Source organism: Clostridioides sp. ZZV15-6388 (genome assembly GCF_020657755.1).
Classification (GTDB): Bacteria; Bacillota; Clostridia; order Peptostreptococcales; family Peptostreptococcaceae; genus Clostridioides.
Map to the genome: position 1 here is coordinate 19,010 of NZ_JAGWCU010000008.1, position 24,757 is coordinate 43,766.

Annotated in this window: 31 protein-coding genes and 1 riboswitch; of the genes, 15 read left to right on the plus strand and 16 right to left on the minus strand. The window is 26.3% G+C overall.

Annotated features, from left to right (window positions below; genetic code table 11):
- Positions 1-16 precede the first annotated feature (16 nt).
- The 7 genes from pcp to KGF48_RS07095 form a co-directional block, all read right to left on the minus strand.
- Complete coding sequence (gene pcp, locus KGF48_RS07065; RefSeq protein WP_227840991.1) at positions 17-658, minus strand: pyroglutamyl-peptidase I; 642 nt, start codon at positions 656-658, stop codon at positions 17-19.
- Between the two features lie 20 nt (positions 659-678).
- Entirely contained in the window at positions 679-1,611 is a 933-nt protein-coding gene (locus KGF48_RS07070) for a DUF979 domain-containing protein (protein ID WP_227829695.1), read from the minus strand.
- Between the two features lie 21 nt (positions 1,612-1,632).
- Positions 1,633-2,298 carry a DUF969 domain-containing protein gene (locus KGF48_RS07075; protein ID WP_227829694.1) on the minus strand — a complete coding sequence of 222 codons (666 nt, stop codon included), beginning with the start codon at positions 2,296-2,298 and terminating at the stop codon, positions 1,633-1,635.
- Positions 2,299-2,489: 191 nt separating this feature from the next.
- A complete protein-coding gene (locus tag KGF48_RS07080; protein WP_227829693.1) occupies positions 2,490-3,089 on the minus strand; it encodes a GNAT family N-acetyltransferase in 600 nt (199 codons plus the stop codon).
- 226 nt (positions 3,090-3,315) lie between these two features.
- Positions 3,316-3,792 carry a flavodoxin domain-containing protein gene (locus KGF48_RS07085; protein ID WP_227829692.1) on the minus strand — a complete coding sequence of 159 codons (477 nt, stop codon included), beginning with the start codon at positions 3,790-3,792 and terminating at the stop codon, positions 3,316-3,318.
- Positions 3,793-3,795: 3 nt separating this feature from the next.
- Positions 3,796-4,209: an FMN-binding protein gene (locus KGF48_RS07090; protein WP_227867869.1), complete on the minus strand. Its 414-nt coding sequence runs from the start codon at positions 4,207-4,209 to the stop codon at positions 3,796-3,798.
- On the minus strand, positions 4,184-4,813 hold the full coding sequence (locus tag KGF48_RS07095; protein ID WP_227841088.1) for a TetR/AcrR family transcriptional regulator: 630 nt from the start codon (positions 4,811-4,813) through the stop codon (positions 4,184-4,186). Before KGF48_RS07095 ends, KGF48_RS07090 begins: the two co-directional genes overlap by 26 nt.
- 1,108 nt (positions 4,814-5,921) lie before the next feature.
- On the opposite strand from KGF48_RS07095, the gene KGF48_RS07100 reads away from it, so the two are divergent.
- Positions 5,922-6,749 (plus strand): N-acetylmuramoyl-L-alanine amidase, encoded by an 828-nt coding sequence (locus tag KGF48_RS07100; protein ID WP_227841087.1) that lies wholly within the window; start codon positions 5,922-5,924, stop codon positions 6,747-6,749.
- Between the two features lie 82 nt (positions 6,750-6,831).
- On the opposite strand, the gene KGF48_RS07105 is transcribed toward KGF48_RS07100, so the two are convergent.
- The 4 genes from KGF48_RS07105 to KGF48_RS07120 form a co-directional block, all read right to left on the minus strand.
- Positions 6,832-7,014, minus strand: a complete 183-nt coding sequence (locus tag KGF48_RS07105; RefSeq protein WP_227828398.1) for a hypothetical protein — start codon at positions 7,012-7,014, stop codon at positions 6,832-6,834.
- Positions 7,015-7,268: 254 nt separating this feature from the next.
- On the minus strand, positions 7,269-7,436 hold the full coding sequence (locus KGF48_RS07110) for a succinate dehydrogenase (RefSeq protein ID WP_227841086.1): 168 nt from the start codon (positions 7,434-7,436) through the stop codon (positions 7,269-7,271).
- 73 nt (positions 7,437-7,509) lie between these two features.
- A complete protein-coding gene (locus tag KGF48_RS07115; RefSeq protein ID WP_227841090.1) occupies positions 7,510-7,710 on the minus strand; it encodes a helix-turn-helix transcriptional regulator in 201 nt (66 codons plus the stop codon).
- Between the two features lie 2 nt (positions 7,711-7,712).
- A complete protein-coding gene (locus KGF48_RS07120) occupies positions 7,713-8,069 on the minus strand; it encodes a DUF3796 domain-containing protein (protein WP_227841085.1) in 357 nt (118 codons plus the stop codon).
- A 603-nt stretch (positions 8,070-8,672) separates the two neighbouring features.
- A riboswitch (PreQ1 riboswitch) is annotated at positions 8,673-8,716 on the plus strand.
- Positions 8,717-8,817: 101 nt separating this feature from the next.
- Between KGF48_RS07120 and KGF48_RS07125 the strand changes: the two genes are divergently transcribed.
- The 12 genes from KGF48_RS07125 (at position 8,818) to KGF48_RS07180 (ending at position 17,760) form a co-directional block, all read left to right on the plus strand.
- Positions 8,818-9,786 carry a nucleoside hydrolase gene (locus KGF48_RS07125; protein ID WP_227867870.1) on the plus strand — a complete coding sequence of 323 codons (969 nt, stop codon included), beginning with the start codon at positions 8,818-8,820 and terminating at the stop codon, positions 9,784-9,786.
- A 1-nt stretch (position 9,787) separates the two neighbouring features.
- A complete protein-coding gene (locus tag KGF48_RS07130) occupies positions 9,788-10,351 on the plus strand; it encodes an ECF transporter S component (protein ID WP_227828401.1) in 564 nt (187 codons plus the stop codon).
- 8 nt (positions 10,352-10,359) lie between these two features.
- A complete protein-coding gene (locus KGF48_RS07135) occupies positions 10,360-11,049 on the plus strand; it encodes a radical SAM protein (protein ID WP_227828402.1) in 690 nt (229 codons plus the stop codon).
- A gap of 162 nt (positions 11,050-11,211) precedes the next feature.
- Entirely contained in the window at positions 11,212-11,940 is a 729-nt protein-coding gene (locus KGF48_RS07140; RefSeq protein ID WP_227828403.1) for a DNA alkylation repair protein, read from the plus strand.
- 13 nt (positions 11,941-11,953) lie between these two features.
- Positions 11,954-12,592 (plus strand): DNA-binding protein, encoded by a 639-nt coding sequence (locus KGF48_RS07145; protein ID WP_227828404.1) that lies wholly within the window; start codon positions 11,954-11,956, stop codon positions 12,590-12,592.
- Positions 12,593-12,617: 25 nt separating this feature from the next.
- A complete protein-coding gene (locus KGF48_RS07150; protein ID WP_227856690.1) occupies positions 12,618-13,457 on the plus strand; it encodes a hypothetical protein in 840 nt (279 codons plus the stop codon).
- A 15-nt stretch (positions 13,458-13,472) separates the two neighbouring features.
- Entirely contained in the window at positions 13,473-14,144 is a 672-nt protein-coding gene (locus KGF48_RS07155) for a response regulator transcription factor (protein ID WP_227828406.1), read from the plus strand.
- Positions 14,134-15,366 carry a sensor histidine kinase gene (locus tag KGF48_RS07160; RefSeq protein WP_227841084.1) on the plus strand — a complete coding sequence of 411 codons (1,233 nt, stop codon included), beginning with the start codon at positions 14,134-14,136 and terminating at the stop codon, positions 15,364-15,366. The genes KGF48_RS07155 and KGF48_RS07160 overlap by 11 nt, the downstream gene beginning before the upstream one ends.
- A gap of 151 nt (positions 15,367-15,517) precedes the next feature.
- On the plus strand, positions 15,518-15,835 hold the full coding sequence (gene trxA / locus KGF48_RS07165) for a thioredoxin (protein ID WP_227840685.1): 318 nt from the start codon (positions 15,518-15,520) through the stop codon (positions 15,833-15,835).
- 16 nt (positions 15,836-15,851) lie between these two features.
- Positions 15,852-16,730: an NAD(P)/FAD-dependent oxidoreductase gene (locus tag KGF48_RS07170; protein WP_227433183.1), complete on the plus strand. Its 879-nt coding sequence runs from the start codon at positions 15,852-15,854 to the stop codon at positions 16,728-16,730.
- 287 nt (positions 16,731-17,017) lie between these two features.
- Positions 17,018-17,386 carry an ArsR/SmtB family transcription factor gene (locus KGF48_RS07175; RefSeq protein WP_227828410.1) on the plus strand — a complete coding sequence of 123 codons (369 nt, stop codon included), beginning with the start codon at positions 17,018-17,020 and terminating at the stop codon, positions 17,384-17,386.
- 2 nt (positions 17,387-17,388) lie between these two features.
- Positions 17,389-17,760 carry a NifB/NifX family molybdenum-iron cluster-binding protein gene (locus KGF48_RS07180; RefSeq protein WP_227828411.1) on the plus strand — a complete coding sequence of 124 codons (372 nt, stop codon included), beginning with the start codon at positions 17,389-17,391 and terminating at the stop codon, positions 17,758-17,760.
- A 136-nt stretch (positions 17,761-17,896) separates the two neighbouring features.
- Here the strand turns inward: KGF48_RS07180 and KGF48_RS07185 are convergent, their stop codons facing one another.
- Positions 17,897-18,352: a hypothetical protein gene (locus KGF48_RS07185; protein WP_227433186.1), complete on the minus strand. Its 456-nt coding sequence runs from the start codon at positions 18,350-18,352 to the stop codon at positions 17,897-17,899.
- A 38-nt stretch (positions 18,353-18,390) separates the two neighbouring features.
- Positions 18,391-19,656: an ArsB/NhaD family transporter gene (locus KGF48_RS07190; protein ID WP_227433187.1), complete on the minus strand. Its 1,266-nt coding sequence runs from the start codon at positions 19,654-19,656 to the stop codon at positions 18,391-18,393.
- Positions 19,657-20,122: 466 nt separating this feature from the next.
- Here KGF48_RS07190 and KGF48_RS07195 point away from each other — a divergent pair, with 466 nt between their 5' ends.
- Positions 20,123-21,574, plus strand: coding sequence for an alanine/glycine:cation symporter family protein (locus KGF48_RS07195; protein ID WP_227828412.1), 1,452 nt, complete (start codon positions 20,123-20,125; stop codon positions 21,572-21,574).
- Positions 21,575-21,785: 211 nt separating this feature from the next.
- Here KGF48_RS07195 and KGF48_RS07200 read toward each other — a convergent pair whose 3' ends face one another.
- Positions 21,786-22,214 carry a hypothetical protein gene (locus KGF48_RS07200; RefSeq protein WP_227828413.1) on the minus strand — a complete coding sequence of 143 codons (429 nt, stop codon included), beginning with the start codon at positions 22,212-22,214 and terminating at the stop codon, positions 21,786-21,788.
- A 280-nt stretch (positions 22,215-22,494) separates the two neighbouring features.
- Between KGF48_RS07200 and KGF48_RS07205 the strand changes: the two genes are divergently transcribed.
- Positions 22,495-22,770: a hypothetical protein gene (locus tag KGF48_RS07205; protein ID WP_227867871.1), complete on the plus strand. Its 276-nt coding sequence runs from the start codon at positions 22,495-22,497 to the stop codon at positions 22,768-22,770.
- A 212-nt stretch (positions 22,771-22,982) separates the two neighbouring features.
- Here KGF48_RS07205 and ribE read toward each other — a convergent pair whose 3' ends face one another.
- Together ribE and KGF48_RS07215 are read right to left on the minus strand one after the other, a co-directional pair.
- Positions 22,983-23,444, minus strand: a complete 462-nt coding sequence (gene ribE, locus KGF48_RS07210; RefSeq protein ID WP_227840683.1) for a 6,7-dimethyl-8-ribityllumazine synthase — start codon at positions 23,442-23,444, stop codon at positions 22,983-22,985.
- Between the two features lie 106 nt (positions 23,445-23,550).
- On the minus strand, positions 23,551-24,744 hold the full coding sequence (locus KGF48_RS07215) for a bifunctional 3,4-dihydroxy-2-butanone-4-phosphate synthase/GTP cyclohydrolase II (protein WP_227840682.1): 1,194 nt from the start codon (positions 24,742-24,744) through the stop codon (positions 23,551-23,553).
- Positions 24,745-24,757 lie beyond the last annotated feature (13 nt).

The following is a 24,757-nucleotide window of genomic DNA, read 5'->3' on the forward strand; positions in this document are numbered from 1 at the left end:
TTATTTTAGATATTTATTATGAAATTTCACCACCAATTTCTTTTATATCATCTTTGTGGATTATACAAGCTTCTATGGCTAATTCCAAACCTTTAACTATTTCTTCTAAAGACATAAATGGTGTATTCTTTTTATCTATTATTTGTGAAGTCACATATGGTATGTGTATGAAGCCTCCTCTTATATTAGGATATTTTTTATCTATCATGTAGAGAATTCCATACATTACATGATTACAAACAAATGTACCTGCAGTATTTGAGACACTAGCTGGAATTTTATTTTCATTCATATGTTTTACCATGGCTTTTACAGGTAATTTTGAAAAATATGCAGGTTGACCATCTTCCTTTATAACAGTGTCTATAACCTGATTTCCTTCATTATCTTTTATTCTAAAATCATCTACATTTATAGCAACTCTCTCAGGTGTAATATCAAATCTACCTCCTGCTTGTCCGACTGATATTACTATATCAGGGTTGTGTTTTTGAATAGCTTTATCTATTGCTTCAACAGATTTTGTCATAACTGTTGGTATAGTTATTTTTATAATTTCTGAGCCCTTTATATTATCTTTGACCCTTTCAACAGCTTCTTGAGCTGGATTTATTGGTTCTCCACCAAATGGGTCAAATCCTGTTAATAAAACTTTCATTATTTTACCTCCTATTCATATTAAAATCCTAAAAAATACATTACTAATATGTGTGCTACAATTAATATTAAAGCAACTGGTGCTTGATACTTTATAACAACATAATCATTTTTACATTCAAGTAAAGCTGCTGGAACTATATTAAAATTAGCAGCCATTGGAGTAAGTAGAGTTCCACAATACCCTGCTGTTAATGCTAATGCTCCAATTATAGCAGGATTTCCACCTTGAGACAATACAAAAGGAATTCCAATTCCTGCTGTTATGACTGAAAATGCAGCAAATGCGTTTCCCATTATCATAGTAAATATAACCATACCTAATACATAAGCTATAACACCAAATAATCTATTGTCAGTAGGAACTACTCCTGATATCATACCTGAGATAACTTCGCCAACTCCAGCTTGAGTAAACAAAGCACCTAATGCAACTAAAAGTTGTGGTAGCATACTAGCTGGTCCCATTTGTTGAAGTAATCTTGAACCATCGTGAACTGAGGTAGATGATTTTGATTTGGTTATTATAAGAGCAGATATTAATGCGATTATTGAACCTACACCTATTGCAAACTGTGAAGAGTTATCAAAATTAGAAAGACTCATAGCTACAATTACTGCTGCAAAAGCTAATATTAATGATGGTATGAATATTTTATTTTTAAGTTTGTCTGCCTGTTCTTTCCCAAAATTTTCATTTGGTTCTTCGTATCTTGCAAATACGACTTGTTTAGTAAGTGTTAATAAACTAGACAATATTAGTATGATTCCTATTATATTAGCTGGAATTAATCTTCCAAATATAAATGGTAGTGATATTAGTATCCAAAATAATGATGTACCATATTTTTTATTATTGTCTATTGTAGTAAAAGACCTGTATGCTATGACAATCATTAAAAGCCCCATTAATGCATAAAAAATTTCCAACGATATGTTTATAAAATTTTGCATTTTTATACCTCCTAAATAAATCTATCTCTTATGACTTTTATTTAATTTTTTATCATATAGAGTAAATTGGATTGTGGCAGCTATAAATGCTATTACGGCCATAATAATATTAGCTTTTACAATCTCAATTCCAGTTACATTATATCCAAATTGAGTAAGAGTAGATGCTATAAGTAAAACTCCACTACTACCTGCAAACAAGTTTTGACCATAGAAGTTACCATAGTTTTCTGATGCAGCAGATAATGCTTTTATGGCTTCTTCGTCTGATTCTTTTAATTCATCACTGTTGCTTAATCCAGCAGCTTGTGCCATAGGATTAACAAGTGGTCTTACAAATTGAGGATGTCCACTCATTCTTATTGATAATGCTCCAGCTATTTGTCTAGCAAACATATATATACTCAGTACTTTTCCTGTTGTGAGTCTTTGTAATTTTTCTATTAGAGAAACTGCTCTTTGTTTTAATCCATATCTTTCCAAAACACCAATTACGGGTAGTGTTAGTATAAACAATGACACACCTCTATTTGAGACAAAAGAATCTCCTAGTATTGTAAAGATTTGATTAAAATCTAATCCTGCTACAAGTCCTGTTGCTATTCCTGCTAATAATACAGTAAATAATGTATCAATTTTAAGTATAAATCCAATCACAACTATTAATATACCAATTAGTTTTATCATCAATTATTCTCCTTCCATTTTTTCTATTTTGATTTGATTTTACTAAATAAATAAAGTTAAACTCTTTTTATAGTATTTACGTTAATATGACTATTATTATAAAATTTAATAAAAAATAAGAAAGTAACTTTAAAATACTTATTTTAAAGTTACTTTCTTATTTTTATTTTAGTTTATTTAAAGTTTGTGTTTTAAAGTAATTTAACAAGAAGACTGCTTTTTTCTAAAATAGTAGCGATTTCTTTTGTATCAATTTGTTTAATTGTTTTTATGTAGTTTGGTTTTATAGGATGAGTACCTATGTATTTTTCAAATAACATAACATCATGCCAACTACCAAACTTGTATCCTGTATTATGATAAATACCACATAGTTTGAAACCAAAGTGTTGATGAAGTCTTTCGCTTTTAATATTAGGTGATGTAATGCTAACATATAAGTTTTGAATATTTTGTAATTTTAATATATCTATTATTGAATTATAAAGAGCTATGCCTATTTTACAACTGACAAACTTTTCGTCAACATAAATTGATAATCCAGCATTCCATTGATAAGCAGTTCTTTCATTATGTTCATGAGCATAAGCATATCCAACAATTTTTTCGTCAATTAAACATACTAGATATGGATATTTTGAACAAATTGTTTTTATTCTATTTTTAAAATCACTAATATTTGGTACATCGTATTCAAAAGTAATTGCTGTATTAGTGATATATGGTGTATATATTGCTAATATTTCTTCAGCATCTGTTTCCTTTGCCAATCTGATTTTAACTTTTCCCATAAATATCATCTCCAATGTAGTAAATATAATAGTTTTTATTTTATAATGTTCAAGTTTAAATGTGAAAACATATTATGTACTTTATTATATTTTATATCAAAAGCTATATAAGGGAAAGTTATGTAACCAAATGTACAAAAATATATGGCAAAACGTTCTATGACTTTTGAACTCTTTGAAACAAAGCAGGGGTAGATGAATTTATCAACGAAGAGTATAGCTTATTTTAGTCATTAAAATTTCTTAAAAAATTATCTATATTATCCTGTGATATTTTCAAACTATTGTAATCATTTTTTGTAACTGATTTCATAATCAATTTGTCAAAAAATTTCATTTTCTCTAATCTAGCTTCACCACCAAATACACTTATTGATTTTGCACTCTTTAATAATGATGATGGGAAATTGCTTGATAGATATTTATCCGTTTGCTCAGAGAATGCGCAACAAAGAAAGATTCCAACTTTCTTTTGGTTTAACAACTCTATATTATCATTACAGAATGTACGAATTTCTTTTGAAACTGAACCCACATATATTGAACTTCCAATAATAATGGTATCAAATTTTAATAATTCAATTTTACTGTTTTTATCTTTAATATCAACAATAGTAACATTATTTGATAGTCTACTTTTTAATATATTTGCACAGTCTGCGGTACAACCATATTTACTTGAATATATAATAATAGTATTCATATTTTACTCTCCTTTTTGTAAAGCATTTTCTACAGCTTTTCGTATAGTATCACTGCTGTAAGTTGCAGAAGTTATAGCATCTACTTCTAAAGACTGTTGCTTAATAATATTATTTACAATCTTTTCAGCTGGCTTGCCTAAAAGAGTGTCATGTTTCAATATATCAATATCTTTTATTACTCCATTGTTAACTTCGACAGATACAGTAGCTTTTACTAAACCATTATCAGCACTTCCAAGATAAGTACCATTTTTTATTTTAGTAGGATTTATATTTTGTACTACTAATTTTTCTGGTTTCAAATTAACTACAGCTACAATAATAATACATATAAATATAAAAAATAAAACTGTTAATACTTTTAGAATTCTTAAAAAGTTATTTTTCTTATTAAGATTTTTGTTGTGAATGCTCATTGTAAATTCCTCCAAGTAAAATATCCACGAAATTGTCTATAAATTGTGGGAAGTTATGTAAAGAATACAATTGATTTTCAACAGCACATAAAACAAAGCCTAATAATGCACTTATAAGCATCCAAGAAGCATTATCTATATTTGGTTTAAATATTTTTTGCTTAATTCCAGTAGCAATAAGTTCATCAAACACCTCTATACCATTATTAGTAGGGGTACTAGCAGTACTTTGAGATGCAAATATAACATTCATTGCACTATACATTATGGCTTTTGTCATTTCTGGATTGCTAGAAAGAATTTTGATAAAAGTAAGCATAATTTCTCTGATTTGTTTATCTACTGAAAATGATGAGTACTTATCCATAACAGCAATAGAATTATTTTCTATTTTATTATAAAGTTCATTAGCCATATCACTAATAATGTGTGCCTTATCTTTGTAATAAAGATAAATAGTGGTTGGAGAATATTCTATTTTTGTAGCAATCTTTCTAATTGATAAATTTTCATATCCATCCTGGTTGATAATTTCAATGGCAGCATCCATAATTTTTTTCTTCATTTCTATTTTTTCATTTTTACGTCTTTCTTTGATACCCATATAATCACCTCTTTAACTTAACAGTGTTAATTTAATTTATAATGTTATTGTATATTTTATTTTTTAGTTTGTCAACAATCTATTAGTAATATAGAATTACTATTCTTTATATGTTAGTACAGTGTTACATATTTAATTAAGTTATTCTTAAAGCAAATTAATTTAAAGCAACTTAATTTGCTTTTGTAAAATAATTTAGGATATTAAAATTGATTAGAGTCTTTTTAGGCGAATACTTACTATTTTGATAAATGATATTAAAGAAAAAATTTTTTATGTTAAAAAGATATATTGGATTTATTCTATGTTGATTTGGATAATATTAAGATAAAAAAGATAGTATTTATCTAATAATTGATTCTTATATAGGATTGAAAAATGAAGATTTATTACAGGGTATCTGAATGTTTCCCATAATTATAAAAACAAAAAAGAGTGCTATAGCACTCCTATTGTGAGAAATATATATGAAATTCATTTTTGCATTAATGCAAAATGTACATATAACAAAGTTTATTTTTTATATTTACTTTATATAACAGTATATTAATATTAACTGAATATTTATCATAATTAGTAAAAAAGAAAAAGGAGTGATTTTACACTCCAGTTGTCAAAAATCTAAAGCTGTCATCGCAATATTCTTATTATAACATAATTTATGAGAATGTGTGAATATATTTAAGATTAAAAAAATATTCTTGATATAACTAAAATTATATTAAAAAATGTAATGAAGAGATATTAATATAAAAAAATTAAGACAAGGTATTTATAAATTATATAAATGAGAAAAGTGTTATAGTTAAAAAAAGTATTATCAATTAATAATTTTACGAATTTTTAAATAAAAATAGACAATAAAAATTATATGGTAGAATCACATAAAAATTTATCAAATTAGATGAAAATAAACATGTTTTTGTCTAGTTGTGCATTTTAGATTGCCACTTATGTGTTATATATTGAATATTAAGAATATTTGTGATATTTTTATAAAATAATGATTATTTTTTTTTAATGAAGATGAATGATTTATATGCATTTAGATTTTCATTATTATGGGACATATACATGAGATAAAATCTAATTAAGGGAGTGAAATGTTATGAAAATATGTATTACAGTAGGACATAGTATTCTAAAAAATGGGGCATGTACTTCTGCTGATGGATTAGTTAACGAATATCAGTATAACAAGTTATTGGCGCCAATATTAGCAGATATATTTAGAAAAAAAGGGCATACAGTAAGTGTAATAATATGCCCTGAAAAACAGTTTAGTTCTAAAAATGAAGAAAAGTCTTATAAAATACCTAGAGTTAATGCTGGAGAATATGATTTACTTATAGAGTTACATTTAAATGCAAGTGATGGTCAAGGAAAAGGCTCAGAAGTGTTATATTATAGCAATAAAGGCTTAGAATATGCAACTAGAATATGTAATAAATTAGGTATGGTATTCAAAAATAGGGGAGCTAAATTAGATAAAGGATTGTATATTTTAAATAGTTCAAAACCTACAGCTATATTAATAGAAAGTTTTTTTTGTGATAATAAAGAGGATTATGAGAAAGCAGAAAAACTTGGACATGAGGGCTTGGCTAAGTTAATCGTAGAAGGTATATTAAATAATAATATAAAAAGTGAAGATATCAAGAAGATTAAACATACAATAGTTTATAGTGGAGATGATAGAGTTTCAGCAGAAATAATAGGATTATATTATAAAAGAAAAGACGAAAGTTATTTAGTAATAGATATAAAAGATTATAAGCCATATAAAACAGAGAATCTGTATGTTATTGGCGGAGGTGCTTGTAGCAAGATGAAAGAAATGAGTAAGACCACAGGAGAAAAATTTACACAAATATATGATAGTGATGTGTGGTCAACAATGGATAAAGCAAGAGCATTTATAAAAGAAAAAGCGTAATTTAAAATTTTTATTAAATTAAATATTTAGATAAGAAGAATTTTATATAAAATTCTTCTTATTATTTTTGATAAATTAAATTTTATGCCAAACCACATTCACATAATAAAATCATAATTCTATGAAGACAAGACTCCACAATATCTTCTCCATATTTTTTAATAAAATCATCAATCTGAGTTTCTATAAATGAATAGTATTCTTTCAAACTAACAATGTATGCAGTCATTATATGAACACATTCATCAACTTTGTCTTTAAACACAATACATCCCCCTAAAAAATAAAAATATTCAGTAAATAAAATAAATTATTTTATTTGAAAATATATATGTATAATACTTCGCTTTAATATATTTTACAAGTGTATATGTAAAACTGGATATTACAATTGTAAAACTGGTTGAATTATTATTCAATTCATTTTTTATTTACAATTATCAATAAGCACTTAGATGTCATACTAAATAATTATTGGTTTTTGTAAACATCATTATTGAAGTATTGCAAATCTTATCATCATCTTTTTTTATTAAATAGATAAATTAATAAAAATCCAATTCCAGTTCCAATTATTATTCCTATCATAGTATCTATCACTAATTTTTTTAATATAAAAGCTATTAAAAATACTATGAATAAACCAAATATATATCCCAAAAAGTGTGTTGAAAGTTTTCTTTTCATATAATCACCAACTTATATTAGTTTTAATCTACTTAATAAAAGTATAGCAAAAATTTTAAGAAGAGAATAGTTGCTAATTTTTTATATATTCAAAAATTTCCTCTATACTTACATTGAATACGTTAGCAATGTCAAATGCTAATTTTAATGAAGGGTTATATTTTCCGTTTTCAAGATTTCCTATAGTTTCTCTTCTTACTCCTACTAATGATGCCAGTTCATCCTGTTTCATGTTATATTTTGCTCTATATTCTTTAGTTCTTGAACGAATCATCATTATTCTAGTCCTTTTCCTTCTTTGTATTGTAAATATGCAAAAATTGCAACAAAGCTAATCATTGCTATAGAAAAACTTATTCCTAGACCATTTTCAATAGTAGAAATATTATCTGAAATGATGGATAAAACCATTGCTATTGATAGTGATGAAAGTGTAAAGAAAAATGCTGGCACAGCTGCTTTTCTTAAGTTTTCTCTAAATAATTCATCTGGCATAATATTAAAGTATCTAAAAAAAACAAAGAAAGCACAAAAACTAATAGTTCGTATTTCTCCAGCGTATATTCCAGCTAGTCCTAAAAAACCTAAGAAACCTAAAAATCCTAGTTTATTTAATTCTCTAAAATTTTTCATTATTAACAACTCCTTTCCTAAATGTTATATATTTTTAACTTCTTGTTAAAAATATATAACATTTAGTGCTTATTTGCAACATAAAAATTAAATTTAACAAAAAAAATATTTTTTGGAAATTATATTTATAAAATAATTGCAAAAGAGTTTCCTTAAATTGAAGCTAAAAGTTAGAACTAAAAATTGTAATTAATTTTGGAACTGTAAAATGAGATATGATTTTTATAGAAATAAATAAAAAACGCAAAAACTTAAATAAAGATTTATATAGAATAAAAATATAAACCCTTAAAAATAGGCTATATGTTAGGTATAATACTATTTGAGTATTTCAATGTTTTGATAGTTTTATATGTAAAGTTAATTAAAGGTATTAATTGTAATATTTATGATATTGTTGTATAATAATAATCGGTTTAAACGTGCCACATTTTATTAAAGTTTGTTTATTATTTGAGCATGCTTTAATGAGACACATAAAAATATAATAAATTCTTTTAAACTACAAACAGAGTTTTTGTAGTTAGTAAATCAGGTGTTTGAAAGGTTCTAGTTGATTGACATGTTATAATAAATAACTTAAAATCATAACTAAACTTAACATCTGTACTTGTTCGAGAACTCCAAGTATAAAAAACTAAGGAATTATATAGTGGCAGTATATAATTAATACCCTTAGACACACCTTTTTGAAAGTGGAAAAAAGATGTGTAGTTCTCCTCGACCACAAATCAAGGAGGATAGTAATATGGAAAAAAGAAAAGTAATAATTGATTGTGACCCAGGAATTGATGATTCTTTGGCAATCCTTCTGGCTTTAAACTCACCAGAGCTAGAAGTACTTGGAATTACCACATGCTGTGGTAACGTACCAGCAAATGTAGGTGCAGAAAATGCACTAAAAACACTTCAAATGTGTTCTTCACTAAATATTCCAATATATATAGGAGAAGAAGCACCACTAAAAAGAACACTTGTAACAGCTCAAGATACACATGGAGAAGATGGTATAGGAGAAAATTTTTATCAAAAAGTGACAGAGGTTAAAGCAAGAAATGGAGCAGTAGATTTTATAATAAATACTTTACATAATCATGAAAAAGTATCTATAATAGCACTTGCACCACTTACAAACATAGCTAAAGCACTTATGAAAGATAAAAAAGCCTTTGAAAATCTTGATGAATTTGTATCTATGGGAGGAGCATTTAAAATTCATGGAAACTGTTCTCCAGTAGCAGAGTTTAACTATTGGGTAGACCCACATGGAGCGGATTATGTTTACAAGAATTTATCTAAAAAAATTCACATGGTATGTTTGGATGTAACTAGAAAAATTGTACTTACTCCTAATATTATTGAGTTTATAAATAGACTTGATGAAAAAATGGCTAAGTATATAACTGAAATCACTAGATTTTATATTGATTTTCATTGGGAACAAGAAGGAATAATAGGTTGTGTAATAAATGACCCTCTAGCAGTAGCATATTTTATAGATAGAAGTATATGTAAGGGATTTGAATCATATGTAGAAATTGTGGAAGATGGAATAGCTATGGGGCAATCTATAGTAGATTCATTTGATTTCTACAAAAAACATGCTAATGCGATTATTCTAAATGAGGTTGATGAAAAGAAATTTATGTACATGTTTTTAAAAAGACTTTTTAAAGGATATGAAAACATTATAGACTCTGTGGAAGGAGTGATATAGTGTGAAAAGAAAAATATGTGTCAAAACTATTACACTTATAGCCTTTGGTATTTCTATAAATATAGTAGGTGCATTTATAGCTATGGGACTAAGATTACCTATATATTTAGATTCAATAGGAACTATAATGATAGCTTCACTTTTGGGACCTAAATATGCTGTTATTACAGGTGTGTTTGGAAGTTTAATAAGTGGGGTTACATTTGATGTATATTCTCTTTATTTTGCACCAGTCCAGATATCAACAGGATTACTTGCTGGTATTGCTTTTAAAAAGAAATTCTTAACTGGTCTAAAAACTCCATTAGGAGTATTGTTATTTGCCATACCAACATCTATAGTAAGTTCAGTAATTTCAGCTTTTTTGTTTGGAGGTGTTACATCATCTGGTTCTTCTTATATAGTTCAAATTTTAAAAGTACTAGGGTTTGGAGATGTATTTAGTGTGTTTATAACTCAAGTGTTCACAGATTATACAGATAAATTAATTGCGGTTGTTTTGGTAAATTTAGGACTAAATGCAGTTCCAAAGACTTTAAAAGTATCATTAACTGGAGAAAGATAGGAGAGAATATGGATAGATATAGTGAGATAATAAATAAAAATCAAAGAGAAATAGTTTTACTAAAAAGCTTTCCATGTATATGGGGAAGATGTTCTTTTTGTGATTATATAGATGATAATTCTAATTTGGAAGAAGAAATGAACAAATTAAATTTTGAAGTTTTAAAAAATATAACTGGAACATATGGAGTTCTTGAAGTCATAAATTCCGGTAGCTGTTTTGAAATACCTAAAGATACTTTAGAGAGAATAAAGAAGATTATAAAAGAAAAAAATATAAAAAAACTATTCTTAGAAAGTCATTGGTCCTACAAAAATAGACTAAAGGAAATGAGAGATTATTTTGAAATACCTATAATATTTAAAATTGGGGTTGAAACATTTGATTATGATTTTAGAAATAATTTTTTAAATAAAAATGCAAGATTTAAAACTCCAGAAGAGGTAAAAGAATATTTTGATTCACCTTGTATTATGGTTGGAATTAAAGGACAGACTAAAGAAATGATAGATAATGATATAGATATTATTTTAAATACTTTTGAAAAAGCAACTGTGAATGTTTTTATAAACAATTCTTCTAAAATAAAAAGAGATGAAGAGCTGGTTAAATGGTTTATTAATAAGTATGAATTCTTAAATGAAAATCCAAATATAGAAGTTTTGTACAATAATACAGACTTCGGTGTAGGAGATTAGTAAGGTTTTCTAAAGAGATATTATGTTGTAGTAAATCTTAATTTAATTTAAATTTTAAATTGAAAAATTTAGTATATTTTTGAAAAAGCTTCTGATAGTTAGAAGCTTTTTTTTATATAATTTTATGTTACAATAAGAAAAAAGGAACTAAGGAGTAAATAAATGATGCTTAGTAGGGAAAAATGGGATAAATTGGAATATACCGAATTTTTAGAGTATATGAAATCTATGCAAGATATTAAGTATAGAGATTTTAATAAGAAACTTATACCAGGGACAGAAAATATAATAGGTATTAGAATTCCCAATTTAAGAAAGTTGTCAAAAGAAATAAGTAAAGGTAACTGGAAAGAATTTTTAGAAGTAGCAGAAGATACTTATTATGAAGAAGTTATGTTACAAGGTATGGTGATTGGTAATATAAATAGTAATTTTGAAGAAATTTCATATTATATAAAAAAGTTTGTACCTAAAATAAGTAATTGGGCAATTTGTGATGGATTTTGTTCTGGACTAAAGAGTACAAATAATTATAAAGAATACATGTATGATATACTAAAAAAATATGTTTGTTCAGAAAATCTGTGGGAGATTAGATTTGCATTAGTTATGTTTTTAATATATTATGTTGATGATGAATATATTAAAGATATCTTTGAATACTGTAACAATATACAAAGTGAAGAATATTATGTTAAAATGGGTATGGCATGGCTATTATCAATTTGTTTTGTTAAGTATGAAGAAGAAACACTTCTTTATATAAAAAACAACAATTTAGATGATTTTACTTATAATAAAATGTTACAAAAGATAATTGAATCAAACAGAGTAGATTTAGAAAAGAAGAATATAATAAGAAATATGAAAAGAAAGACAAGAAGATATTGACGGAGGAGTATTAATGAATAATGAAGAAAGAATTGATAAATTTTTAGAGCTTCAAAATAAAGGAATAAAATTTACAGAGATAGCTCAAAATTTAAAAATTAGTCAAAGTACTTTAAGAACTTTTTTAAATAAAAAAGGATATAAGTCAGAAAAAGGTAAATACATATTAAAAGACGAATTAAAGTATAAAGAAGATTTAGATAAAGAAAAAACTAAGGAAGATAACATTAATAATATAAAAAAGGTAAGCACCAAAAAGAAGAAATCTAATGAAAAGGTTTTAGATAAGAGTATTGAACAAATTGAGTTTAACGACACAGATTTAAAAAATACAAAGGTAAGAAAAAATATTAAACCTAAAAAAGACAGAAAAATAAATATAACTCAAGAAGATTTAGATAAGCTTTGTGAAGTGTATGATTGGTATTTAGAAGTGAAGGATTATAATATAAAACCTAAAAAAATATCTAATAAAAAAGATGTACATATAGATAATGAATCTTTAAGTGAATTAAAAACAACAAGAATACGTATAGATAAAGAAACTTGGAGTGACTTTGAAAGATTATGTAGCAACTCAAATTTTGAAAAACACCAAATACTTACACAAGCATTGAAGGAATTCATGAAAAAATATAAAAATCTACTATAAAATACTACTATATGAGGTGCTTAATATGAATAAAATAGTAAAAAAATTAATTTTTTTAATGATTATATTAACAATATTTATTTTTACACTGACTGCATGTAAAAGGGAAAAAGAACATTCTGATTCAGTTGAGATTCAAGCAGAAGACAACAATGAAGTGACAATAGATAAGGACAATGCAAAAGTATTGAATATAGGAGCAACAGAGATTATAAATATAGCTGAAGATGGAAAAATAGATACATCCACAAAGATAGAAAATAATTCAACATTTAATATATCAAATGTTGAACTAATATATAATGAATACGATGCAAATAAAAAAATTACTTCATCTGATAGTAAATCTCTGTTAGATATGACTTTAATGCCTGGAAAAGTAGCTTATGTAGAATGTGGACATAAAACTTTTGCTAAAAGTGTAGAAGTCTATGCATATGAATATGAAGCAGAGGGTAAAATTGTATATGTTAATTTAAAAAAAAATACTATTGATATAAGAAATAATAAGATTAAGCTAGAAAATAGTAGTCAGTATGAAGTATTATCTACTTCAGAACTTAAAAAAGTAAATGAGTCAAAAGAGGGAATCACATATCAAATAAAAGTAAAGAATTCATCATCAAAAGATTTGGGGAATATTATCCTTAAGACAGCGGAAGTTAATGATAATGGAGAATACTTAACAGTAAGTCGTGTACCATCATACAAAGTTTTAAAGGCTTCAGAAGAAACAGATATAGATATAACATGTTCAACAAAAGCAAAGAATGTTGAAATAGTAGGATATACTTATGATGATATAAAAGAAAAGGCAAATGTAGATATTGATTTGAAATCTCATAAAGTCAAGATAGACAAATAAAGGTAGGGGATATTTATGAAGGTTTTGATAGTTGAAGATAATAGGGTGCTTTTAGAAAGTGTAGTAGAAGAACTTAGTACTCATTTTGAAACTGAAAAATGTGAAGATGGAGAAGAAGCATTATATTTAATAAATCAAAATATATATGATTTAGTTATCTTAGATTTAATGCTTCCTAATATAAATGGAATTGATATTTTGAAGAAAATGAGAATCAATAATATAGATACACCTGTACTTATATTGACCGCCAAAGAAGCATTAGACGATAAAGTAGAAGCATTTACTATAGGAGCCAATGATTATTTGACAAAACCTTTTTATATGGAGGAACTAGTAGCAAGAGTATATGCCATATTGAGGACTAATGGAAAAATAAAAGAAAGAAATGGATTAGAATTTAAATCTTTATATCTGGATACATTAGAAAAAAGAGTGTATATTGAAAAAGAAGAAATAAAACTTCAAAATAAACAGTTTAACTTATTGGAATATTTTGTTTTAAATAAAGGTTCGATTCTATTAAAAGAACAGATTTATGATAGAATATGGGGAATTGATTCAGATGCAACTATTGAAATAGTAGAGGTATATGTAAGCAATCTGAGAAAAAAACTAAGTAAATATGGATATGATAAATATATTAAAACTAAGCGTAAAGTAGGATACATATTCGATGATAAATAAGAATGTATTCACCAGCACTAAAAACCATTTAATAAAAATGTACATTGTTGTAGTGGGTAGTTTTTTAATAATATTTTCTATATTTATATATTCATATTTTAGAGGTCTTACATATAGTGGAATTGATAGTGAAATCAATGATGAACTGGAGTATATAGTTTCTCAATTTAAGAGAACCTCATTTTTAAACCCAATAAGACTTAAAGACCCTAAAGATATGGTATATGTCTATGAAGATGACAGAATAAGTTACTATACTCAAAATGAATATTTTGATGAATTACTTCCAGACAGAAGACTAGATAAGAAAAATACATTTTTTAAATATACAGAAAATGGTTATACATTTAGAGAATTAAATGTGGATATGGGCAGATATCAGATACAAATAATCAGAAACATTGACTCAGAGATGAATTCTTTAAAACAGTTGACATCTGTACTTATAATTGGAATACTAATTTCTGTTATAATCACGTACTTTGTAGCTGTATATCTTACTCGCAAAGCATTAATTCCAATAGAGACTGCTTGGAGGAACCAAGCTAAATTTATACAAGATGCTTCACATGAGTTAAGGACTCCAATAACAATAGTTTCATCAAAATTAGAAAGTATGTTAAAATCTCCAGAAAATACAGTAAATGATGAAGTTGAAACAATAGCTACTGCAATGAAAGAAACTAGAAGACTTAAAAAGATGATAACAGATTTACTATCTCTTACTAAGGAAGATTCTATTGTTAAAGTTAATTTGGAGGAAATTGATTTAGAAAAATTACTAGAAGAAATATCAGAGGATTATGTAGATATTGCTGAATTTCAAGAAAAAAAATTTACATTTCACTCTGAATTAAAGAATAAAGTTATAATAACAGATAAAAATAAATTGAGACAACTTATATTAATTTTTATTGATAATGCTTTTAAATATACTAAACTAGGTGATGAGATAGTATTAGAATTAAAAGAAGATGTGGAAGATGAAGTAACATTAATTATAAGAGATACTGGTATAGGTATAAAAAAAGAAGAAATACCTTTTATATTTGACAGATTTTTTAGAAGTGAAAATGTGAGAAATAAAGATTTAGAAGGTTCTGGAATAGGCCTTTCAATAGCGCATATGATTAGCTTGAATTTGTCTATTGAAATAGATGTAACTTCTGATATAGGCATTGGAACTACATTTGAAATATCAATACCAAAAAAATTAAAATAATAAAAATATAAAAAATCTGTTTTTACAAATAAAGAATGGGTATACTAATTAGTATAAAATAAAATATAAAAGAATTTATAAAAGTAAAATTATATTTATAAATTTCATAGTATAATTATAAGGATAATAAATTTTTAGGAGGATTAAAAAAATGGCAAAAGTTATAAATACATCTGAATTTAGAAGTAGTGTTGAAGGTAGTAAAGGAGTAGTTGTAGTAGATTTCTTTGCAACTTGGTGTGGACCTTGTAATATGTTAGGACCTGTATTTGCAGAATTAGGTGAAGAGATGAAAGACAAAGCTAGATTTGTAAAAGTTGATATAGATGAAAGCCTAGAAATAGCTCAACAATTTAGTGTATCTACAGTACCAACTATGATTATATTTAAAGATGGAGAGCCAGTTGAAACTCTAATTGGATTTATGCCTAAGAACAAAATTGAAATGAAAGTAAAATCATATTTATAAAAAATAGGTGAATATTATGAGATATGACATAGCTATAATAGGTAGTGGTCCAGCAGGATTATCTGCTGCTATAAATGCAAAAATAAGAAATAAAACAATGATTATGTTTGGCAATGATAATTTAAGCAATAAGCTTGTTAAAGCTCCTTCAATAGATAATTATTTAGGTTTTTATGATATAAGTGGAGATGAATTAAAAGACAAATTTAAATCGCATATAGATAACATGGATATTTCAATTGAAAATAAAAGAATAAATAATATTTATGCTATGGGAGAATACTTTGCAATAATGTCTGGAAATGATATGTATGAAGCTACTACTGTAATCCTTGCGACTGGTGTAGAATATACTAGACCAATAAAAGGTGAAGAAGAATTTCTAGGAAGAGGAGTAGGGTATTGTGCTACATGCGATGCACCACTTTATAGAAATAAAAAAGTAGCAGTCATAGGATATAATGAAGAATCTAAAGAAGAGGCGAATTTTTTAAGTGAACTTACTTCAAAAACTTATTTTATACCTATGTATAAAAAGGAAAACCTTATGAGAAGTTCAGATAATTTAGATGATTCTATTGAGATTATACACGATAGACCAGTGCAAATAGATGGAGATAAACTTGTAAATAAGATATCTTTTAAAGAAAATCACATTGAAGTTGATGGAGTATTCGTTATAAAAGATAGTACAGCTCCAAGTACGTTGATTCCTGGAATAGAAATTGATGGTATCCATATCAAGGTTGACAATAATATGAAAACTAATATAGAAGGATGTTTTGCTGCAGGAGACTGTGTAGGTAAACCATATTCTTATATCAAAGCAGCTGGGCAAGGACAAATAGCAGCATTAAATGCTGTTTATTATCTGGATAAATTAAAAAGAGCTTAATATAACTAGTAAGTAAATTTTTAAATATACAAATAAAAAACTGTCTAAAATAATTATATTATTTTAGACAGTTTTTTATTTGTATATTATTATTTCCTTTCGAGATATCTTAGAAATGTATCTCTAGGTGTGTTTATTTTGATAGATTTAAACTAACAATTGAAATATATATAGAAATAATTAGAATTATTTATAATAAGTTCCAAAATTTAAAAATAATAGTTGAAAAATCTAATTAAGAGTACTATAATTTAATTAAGTAATTACTTAATCAAAAAGAGGTATTTATGGAAAATTTGGTTAAAATATTTAAAGCATTGAGTGATGAAACTAGACTTAACATACTTATATTAGTATCTAAAAGAAATATCTGCCAAAAAGGAATTTCTAAATATTTAGGAATTTCGGATTCTGCTGTTTCACAACATATAAAAATATTAAAAGAAGTTGGCATAATAACAGGATATAAAGAAGGATACTATGTCTTATATCATATTAACAAAGAAGTGTTTAACATATGTATGGATTTTATAAATTCTATGTTAAGTAATTCTAGTGAAAGCTTTATAGATGTATTTGATGTAAATACAATACATCTAGGATGCAGTAAAGAATGTAAATCTATGAAAAAATGTTGTAAGAGAAGGGAGAAATAATAATGAAAGTATGTATACCAGTAGAAGAAAATAAAGGATTAGATAGTAAACCATATGGTCATTTTGGTTCTGCACCAATCTTTGTTGTGTGTGATTTAGAAAGTGGAGAAGTTAAATCTTTAGACAATGGAGATTTAGGTCATGAACATGGAAAGTGTCAACCAATAAAAGCATTATCAGGTACAATTGTAGATGCAGTGGTAGTTGGAGGAATAGGGCAAGGTGCCATAGTTAAATTAAATAGTATGGGAATAAAAGTTTATAGAGCTGAATCTGATACTATCAGTGGTAATTTGGACTTACTTAAAGATGGGAAATTAGTAGAATTTCCATCAAATCATACTTGTTCACATGATGGATGTGGACATCATTAAAAACAAGATAGCTGATGAAACATATGCTTCATCAGCTATTTTATCATTTTAACAAATAAGATTCTTCATCTTTCGTATTAAATTTTGAAGTTGTACAAAGTTTTTTATATAATCTTAAATTTATAAGTATCTTACTTTAGATTTTCTTTGTATGCTTTTCTATATAGTTAATATCATTTAATATATCATTAAGTTCTTTATTGAGTGTTTTTAAATCATCTCCATCTACATTATAGTTTAAAAATAATTCTTCTACATTATCAATAATAGAATTGACTTTTCTAGTAACTTCAACAAACGTTTTAAAGTTACTACTATTTTTAGCATTTAGAAATTTGTTTAAATCCTTTGATATAAATGATATTATTTCATATTCATCATTAAACAGACCTCTACCAATAGGATATGGTTCAATTCTTTGTAAAAAATATTGATCTTTAGCATTAATATTATAAGTATAAGATATTTCCCAGTTGTCTCCTAAATCAAACTTGATAAAATATAATGTACTACTTACTTTTGATATTTTTGTAGCTCCAAGTTGTCTTAAAAGAACTTCAATTGAATCTCCTTGAACAGTATTAATATTCATATATACACATCCCCTTTAATACTATTATACTATATTTTCTAAAATTTTATAATTAAATAAACAGTAGATATAATAATAGATATAATCATAAGTGGAAAACCTATCTTAAAATACTCTTTAAAAGATATAGGATGACCATGCTTATTACCTATACCTGCTAGTACAACATTGGCAGAGGCTCCAATAAGTGTCCCATTACCTCCAAGACAAGCTCCAAGAGATGTTGCCCACCATAGTGGCATTACATCAATTCCTTCAGCCTGCATAGTCAAAATAAGTGGAATTAATGTTGCAACAAAAGGAATATTATCTAAGAATGAAGAAACTATTGCTGATAACCATAATATTAATAACATCGTAAATACAATATGGCCCTCTGTAAGTCCAATTAATGCTTGAGCTAATTTATTTATTATACCCACTTCTACTAATCCACCAACTACTACAAATAATCCCATAAAGAATAATATTGTGGACCATTCAATACCTGCCATAATTTCATCTACATCTTGTTTTCCTATAAGAAGCATTATAGATGCACCAGTTAATGCTACAACAGAAGAATCTATATGGATTGTGCTATGAAACATAAAACCAAAGAGTATAAATGCTATTAAAAGAAGACTTTTTATAAGTAAGGGTTTATCTTTAATAGATTTTTTTTCATCAAGTTTTAATATTACTTCTTTGGCTTTATCATCCACAACAAGTTCTTTTCCATAAATAAATTTAAAACATATTATTGTTATAATAAGTATTACTATAACAGCAGGTCCTAAATTTATCACAAAATCCATGAAACTAAGATTGGCAGCACTACCAATCATAATATTTGGAGGGTCACCTATAAGAGTAGATGTACCTCCGATATTTGAAGCTAAAATTTGTGTTATTAAAAATGGAACTGGATTAAGTCCCAAAATTTGTGTAATAACTATAGTCATTGGCCCTATAAGTAAAACAGTAGTAACATTATCTAATACAGCAGATAAAATGGCTGTTATAATAGCAAAACAAATCATTATTCTCCATGGATCACCTTTAGCTTTTTTTGCAGTCCAAATAGCTATATATTCAAATAGCCCTGAGTTTTTAACAACAGCAACAAATAGCATCATACCAACTAATACTCCAATAGTATTGAAGTCTATATGGCTTAATCCTTCATCAAGTGTAAGTATATTGAAGATTATCATTAATAGTGCACCACCAACAGCTGCTACAGATCTGTTTACCTTTTCTGTAATAATAGCTGCCATAACTATTAAAAATATACATATAGCTATTATTTGTTGAAATTCCATAATATAAGTACCTCCATTTGTATTCTTTTGTGTCTAATGCTAGTACTATATATAGTATTACTTTTTTCTAGTTTTTTCAATGGATGTATAAAAGTATATTATTTAACAAAGTTTTCGAAAAATTAACAGAATTTAAAGAAAATTTTTGTTATTTAAATAAATTTTAAAATCATATCATTACTTATAATATTAAACGACAAACGAAAAAATATACTCCAAAAGTATAATTTATTGTATTTGATAAGCAATATAAAATATTAATTATATCTAAATTATAAAATTAATAGAATAAAGTTGAATTTAAAGATAAAACTGCAATTTATCAAACAAATTATTCATTTTAAACCTTGTAATTTAAATTTATAAATATTATAATTAAATTAATGAATTTTTCACAAGGAATTATGCATTTTTTTGATTTTAAGATTTATTGAGAAAACAATATTAACAGGGGGTAATTAATAAAATGGATTTTTTAAATGGTATTTTAACGGGCATTAATAATGCGGTAGTATTTGTAAACAATTACTTATGGTCTTATATTCTAATTATAATGTTAGTTGTAATTGGTATTTACTTTACTATTAAAACAAATTTTGTACAATTCAGATATTTTATAGAAATGTTTAGGCTTTTAGGTGATGGTGCAGCAAATAAAAATGCAAAAAAAGAAGGAAAAATATCTTCATTTCAAGCCTTTTGTATAAGTACATCTTCAAGAGTTGGTACTGGAAATATAGCAGGAATAGCAATTGCAGTAGTAGCAGGAGGTCCTGGTGCTGTATTTTGGATGTGGCTTATAGCATTAATTGGTTCTGCTTCAAGTTTTGTGGAGAGTACATTAGCTCAAATTTATAAAGTTAAGAATGGACCAGCTTTTAGAGGTGGACCAGCTTATTATATGGAACAAGGTTTAAATAAAAGATGGATGGGTGTTTTATTTTCAATACTTATAACTATCTGTTATGGATTTGTATTTAATGCAGTTCAAGCAAATACTGTTTCATTGGCATTTAATAATGCATTTGGTATAAGTAAAATGGCTATGGGAATAGGTCTTGGAATTTTAACAGCAATAGTTATTTTTGGTGGTGTTCATAGAATAGCAAAAGTTTCAGAAATAATAGTTCCTGTATTTGCAGGATTATACATATTAGTTGCTTTAGCTATAGTTGTAATGAATATAACAGAAATACCAGGAATTATATCATTAATAGTAGAAAGCGCATTTGATTTTAGAGGAATGGCAATTGGTACATTTATGGGAGTTGTAATGACTGGAGTAAAAAGAGGCTTATTTTCTAATGAAGCAGGTATGGGTAGTGCGCCTAATGCTGCTGCAACAGCACATGTAACTCATCCTGTAAAACAAGGTTTAATCCAATCTCTAGGTGTTTTTACAGATACTATAATTATATGTAGTTGTACAGCATTCATGGTATTATTATATTCAGATTATGCTAGTAGTGGAGCAACAGGAATTGAATTAGCTCAAGAAGCTTTAACTCACCATATAGGACCAATAGGAAATATTTTTATAGCAGTTTGTATATTCTTATTTGCATTTAGTTCTATAGTAGGAAATTATTACTATGGAGAATCAAATATGGAGTTTATGAGTGGAAGTAAAACTAAACTTAATGTATTTAGAGTTTTTGTTGTAGGTATGGTTTTATTTGGTTCTCTTACTCAAGTAGAGGTAGTTTGGAATTTAGCAGATTTATTTATGGCACTGATGGCTATAATAAACTTAATAGCAATAACTCTTTTAGGTAAGTACGCATTTATTGCTTTAAAAGATTATACAAGTCAAAAAAAATCTGGAATAAAAGATCCTGTATTTATTGCAGATGAAATAGAAGGATTAGAAAATGTATCAGAGTGGCACAATGAATTATCTGATGAACGTTTAGGATAAAAAGTATTATAAAAATTATAAAGTAATTTTGATAGATTAGAGTGTATTTAATTTATATGAATATAGTATTTTAGTTAACTTATATTACTGGAATTTTTAATTCCAGTAATATTTTTTTATCTCAAGTACTTTATATTTTATTAAAAGTTTTTAGTATTTAAATACAATTTAATTATTATAAATCCTATATTAAAACTTATATTTTTAAATACTACACAATCAAATCTTGTAAGTTATCTTCAAAACTTTCTAAGTAATCACAAAATAATCTAAACTCTTCTATATTTTTGATTTCTTGTAAATTTCTTAAGTCTATCATCATATTGCTATATTTATGCAGCATAAAACTCATATCATATATTTCACATTTAACAAATCCTTCTTGATAACTGTATTTATAAGGTTCATATTTTGAAAAATTTGATTCAAAGTATTTTATTTTAGCATAACATAATCTGTGTATGTTGAATAAAAGAGCAAGCACAGATTCTTTAACTGCAAACTTGTGTGTGAAGTATTTTATAGTGTGGTATTTATCGTGTTTAAATTCCCAAATTAAATCTTCATTCAAAGTAAGAGAATATTTTTTTATAAGGTTACGTTTTTCTAGTGTTAAATTTTGTATTGAACTTGTTTTCATAATTCAGTCCCCCATAAATATTCAATAAACAACCATTAAATTATGGTGTTCATTTATAGTTTATTATTGCTTACTTAATTATATTGTATAATTAATCGAGAAAATAATAAAATAGATAATTAATATAACATTAATATATGCTATAAATAAAAACGATAGCTTTGATAGTAATATATGCGAATTTATGGTATTTTATATTCAGAGTTATATTTGTAGTTATTTTAGGCTTTTAAAAGTATTTCTAATTATTAACTTATATTTTAGGGGAGAGGGAGATAAATTGTTCAGTAAGAATGAGTATATTGTTGTAGTATGCTGTGCTTGTTTTATGTTTTATCATAAAGATAATGATTTAAAGGAGAGAATATCCTTTTCAATACAGCCTATACCAAATGTACCATTTTATCACTATCTATTTGAAGGTAATGCTGAAAACTATATTAGAAATGTACAAACCAAAGTTTCTATTAAGAAAGCAACTTTGTATGTATTAATCCCAGATGACGCATTAAGTATAAAGAATATTACAAGAGTTTTTCACTCAATTAGGATGTAGAAAAATAATCTTTTCTAAACAAAATATTCTTTTAAGTAACTATGTAGAAAACTATGTTTCAATATCCTTTACTAATAGAGTTATTGCAGTTTCATATATAATCATGTTTAAAATTATTAAGTACCAAAAGACAAATATGCTTTGCCATCTTGGTACTTAATAGTATTTTATAGTCTCTATTTTAATTTCCACTATTTAATCAATAATAGTATTTAATCTAGAACCTTAAATAGGTTTGCCATTTCTAGTGCATTCATAGCACAATCATATCCTTTGTTTCCGGCTTTTGTGCCAGCTCTTTCAATAGCTTGTTCAATATTTTCTGTTGTTACTATTCCAAATATAACAGGTAATTCATTATCCAAAGATACTTTTGCAGTGCCTTTAGATACTTCACTACATACATAATCATAATGAGAAGTAGCACCTCTTATAACACATCCTAAACATATTATAGCATCATACTTACCACTCTTAGACATTTTTTGAGCAACAAGAGGAATCTCAAAAGCTCCAGGTACCCAAACTACTTCTATATTTTCCTGAGTAACATCATGTCTTAAAAGGCAATCTTGAGCACCAGATAAAAGTTTTGATGTTATAAATTCATTAAAACGAGAGTTTATTATACCTATTTTTAAGTCTTTTCCAATAAGTTTTCCTTCATATATCATTTTTATTTCCTCCAATTTTATTTAGGTTATAAATTTATATTTTTAGTATGTATACATATTATTGTAATAAAAATTACTTAGTAGAATAAGAATTAAATACCATTAGCTATATAATATCTAATAGATGTCCCATTTTATCCTTCTTAGTTTTTAGATATATTTTATTAAAATCATTGATTTCTTCATTAATAGGAACTCTATGCTCAATCTTTATTCCATATTTTTCTAACTGGTTTATTTTGTCAGGGTTATTACTTAAAAGATTTATACTTTTTATATGTAAGTTTTTTAATATTTGAGCAGCTATATAAAAATCTCTCATATCTTCTTCAAATCCAAGCATTAAATTTGCTTCAACAGTATCATAACCTTCTTCTTGAAGCTTATAAGCTTTAATTTTATTTAAAAGGCCAATACCTCTACCTTCCTGTTTCATATAAATTAAAACACCACTCCCATTTTCTACAATTTTTTTCATAGAAGTTTCTAATTGTAGGCCACAATCACATTTTAAAGAATGAAATACATCACCTGTTAAACATTCAGAATGAAGTCTAACTAGTGTATTTTCTTCGTTTACATTTCCGTAAGTAAGTGCAATGTGTTCTTCATTTGAATAAATATCTTTATATCCTATGATTTCAAAATTTCCATATTTTGTTGGAAGAAAAGCACTAGAAATTTTTTCTATAGTGGTTTCATTTCTTTTACGATATTCTATCAAGTCTTTTATAGTAATTATTTTTAAATTATGTTTTTCTTTAAATATCATTAAATCATCAACTCTTGCCATTGTACCATCATCTTTCATTATTTCGCAGATAAGACCAATTTCTTTAAATCCTGCAAGTCTAGCAAGGTCTACAGAAGCTTCTGTATGACCATCTCTAACTAGGACACCTCCAGTTTTTGCGATTAATGGGAATACATGTCCAGGCATTTTAAAATCTTTACTTGTGGAACTTTCATTACAGAATAGTTTGACAGTCTCAGCTCTCTCATATGCAGATATACCTGTTAAAGTGTCTATGCCATCTATAGTGACAGTAAATGCCGTTTGAAATGTGTCTGTATTTTCTTTAACCATAAGAGGTATATTTAAACTTTTAAATTTTTCTTCAGTAGCAGGTAGACAAATAAGTCCTCTACCATATGTAGCCATAAAGTTTATTGTCTCAGCTGTAGCCATTTCAGCTGCCATCAATAAATCTCCTTCATTTTCTCTACTTTCATCATCAACTACGATTACCATTTTTCCATTTTTGATATCATTAATAGCTTCTTCAATAGTATTAAACATGTAATTCACTCCT

Coding starts and splice junctions, on each gene's coding strand:
- pcp (WP_227840991.1), bottom strand. CDS start 658: ATGAAAGTTTTATTAACAGGATTTGACCCATTTGGTGGAGAACCAATA.
- KGF48_RS07070 (WP_227829695.1), bottom strand. CDS start 1,611: ATGCAAAATTTTATAAACATATCGTTGGAAATTTTTTATGCATTAATG.
- KGF48_RS07075 (WP_227829694.1), bottom strand. CDS start 2,298: ATGATAAAACTAATTGGTATATTAATAGTTGTGATTGGATTTATACTT.
- KGF48_RS07080 (WP_227829693.1), bottom strand. CDS start 3,089: ATGGGAAAAGTTAAAATCAGATTGGCAAAGGAAACAGATGCTGAAGAA.
- KGF48_RS07085 (WP_227829692.1), bottom strand. CDS start 3,792: ATGAATACTATTATTATATATTCAAGTAAATATGGTTGTACCGCAGAC.
- KGF48_RS07090 (WP_227867869.1), bottom strand. CDS start 4,209: ATGAGCATTCACAACAAAAATCTTAATAAGAAAAATAACTTTTTAAGA.
- KGF48_RS07095 (WP_227841088.1), bottom strand. CDS start 4,813: ATGGGTATCAAAGAAAGACGTAAAAATGAAAAAATAGAAATGAAGAAA.
- KGF48_RS07100 (WP_227841087.1), top strand. CDS start 5,922: ATGAAAATATGTATTACAGTAGGACATAGTATTCTAAAAAATGGGGCA.
- KGF48_RS07110 (WP_227841086.1), bottom strand. CDS start 7,436: ATGAAAAGAAAACTTTCAACACACTTTTTGGGATATATATTTGGTTTA.
- KGF48_RS07115 (WP_227841090.1), bottom strand. CDS start 7,710: ATGATTCGTTCAAGAACTAAAGAATATAGAGCAAAATATAACATGAAA.
- KGF48_RS07120 (WP_227841085.1), bottom strand. CDS start 8,069: ATGAAAAATTTTAGAGAATTAAATAAACTAGGATTTTTAGGTTTCTTA.
- KGF48_RS07125 (WP_227867870.1), top strand. CDS start 8,818: ATGGAAAAAAGAAAAGTAATAATTGATTGTGACCCAGGAATTGATGAT.
- KGF48_RS07135 (WP_227828402.1), top strand. CDS start 10,360: ATGGATAGATATAGTGAGATAATAAATAAAAATCAAAGAGAAATAGTT.
- KGF48_RS07140 (WP_227828403.1), top strand. CDS start 11,212: ATGATGCTTAGTAGGGAAAAATGGGATAAATTGGAATATACCGAATTT.
- KGF48_RS07145 (WP_227828404.1), top strand. CDS start 11,954: ATGAATAATGAAGAAAGAATTGATAAATTTTTAGAGCTTCAAAATAAA.
- KGF48_RS07150 (WP_227856690.1), top strand. CDS start 12,618: ATGAATAAAATAGTAAAAAAATTAATTTTTTTAATGATTATATTAACA.
- KGF48_RS07155 (WP_227828406.1), top strand. CDS start 13,473: ATGAAGGTTTTGATAGTTGAAGATAATAGGGTGCTTTTAGAAAGTGTA.
- KGF48_RS07160 (WP_227841084.1), top strand. CDS start 14,134: ATGATAAATAAGAATGTATTCACCAGCACTAAAAACCATTTAATAAAA.
- trxA (WP_227840685.1), top strand. CDS start 15,518: ATGGCAAAAGTTATAAATACATCTGAATTTAGAAGTAGTGTTGAAGGT.
- KGF48_RS07170 (WP_227433183.1), top strand. CDS start 15,852: ATGAGATATGACATAGCTATAATAGGTAGTGGTCCAGCAGGATTATCT.
- KGF48_RS07175 (WP_227828410.1), top strand. CDS start 17,018: ATGGAAAATTTGGTTAAAATATTTAAAGCATTGAGTGATGAAACTAGA.
- KGF48_RS07180 (WP_227828411.1), top strand. CDS start 17,389: ATGAAAGTATGTATACCAGTAGAAGAAAATAAAGGATTAGATAGTAAA.
- KGF48_RS07185 (WP_227433186.1), bottom strand. CDS start 18,352: ATGAATATTAATACTGTTCAAGGAGATTCAATTGAAGTTCTTTTAAGA.
- KGF48_RS07190 (WP_227433187.1), bottom strand. CDS start 19,656: ATGGAATTTCAACAAATAATAGCTATATGTATATTTTTAATAGTTATG.
- KGF48_RS07195 (WP_227828412.1), top strand. CDS start 20,123: ATGGATTTTTTAAATGGTATTTTAACGGGCATTAATAATGCGGTAGTA.
- KGF48_RS07200 (WP_227828413.1), bottom strand. CDS start 22,214: ATGAAAACAAGTTCAATACAAAATTTAACACTAGAAAAACGTAACCTT.
- ribE (WP_227840683.1), bottom strand. CDS start 23,444: ATGATATATGAAGGAAAACTTATTGGAAAAGACTTAAAAATAGGTATA.
- KGF48_RS07215 (WP_227840682.1), bottom strand. CDS start 24,744: ATGTTTAATACTATTGAAGAAGCTATTAATGATATCAAAAATGGAAAA.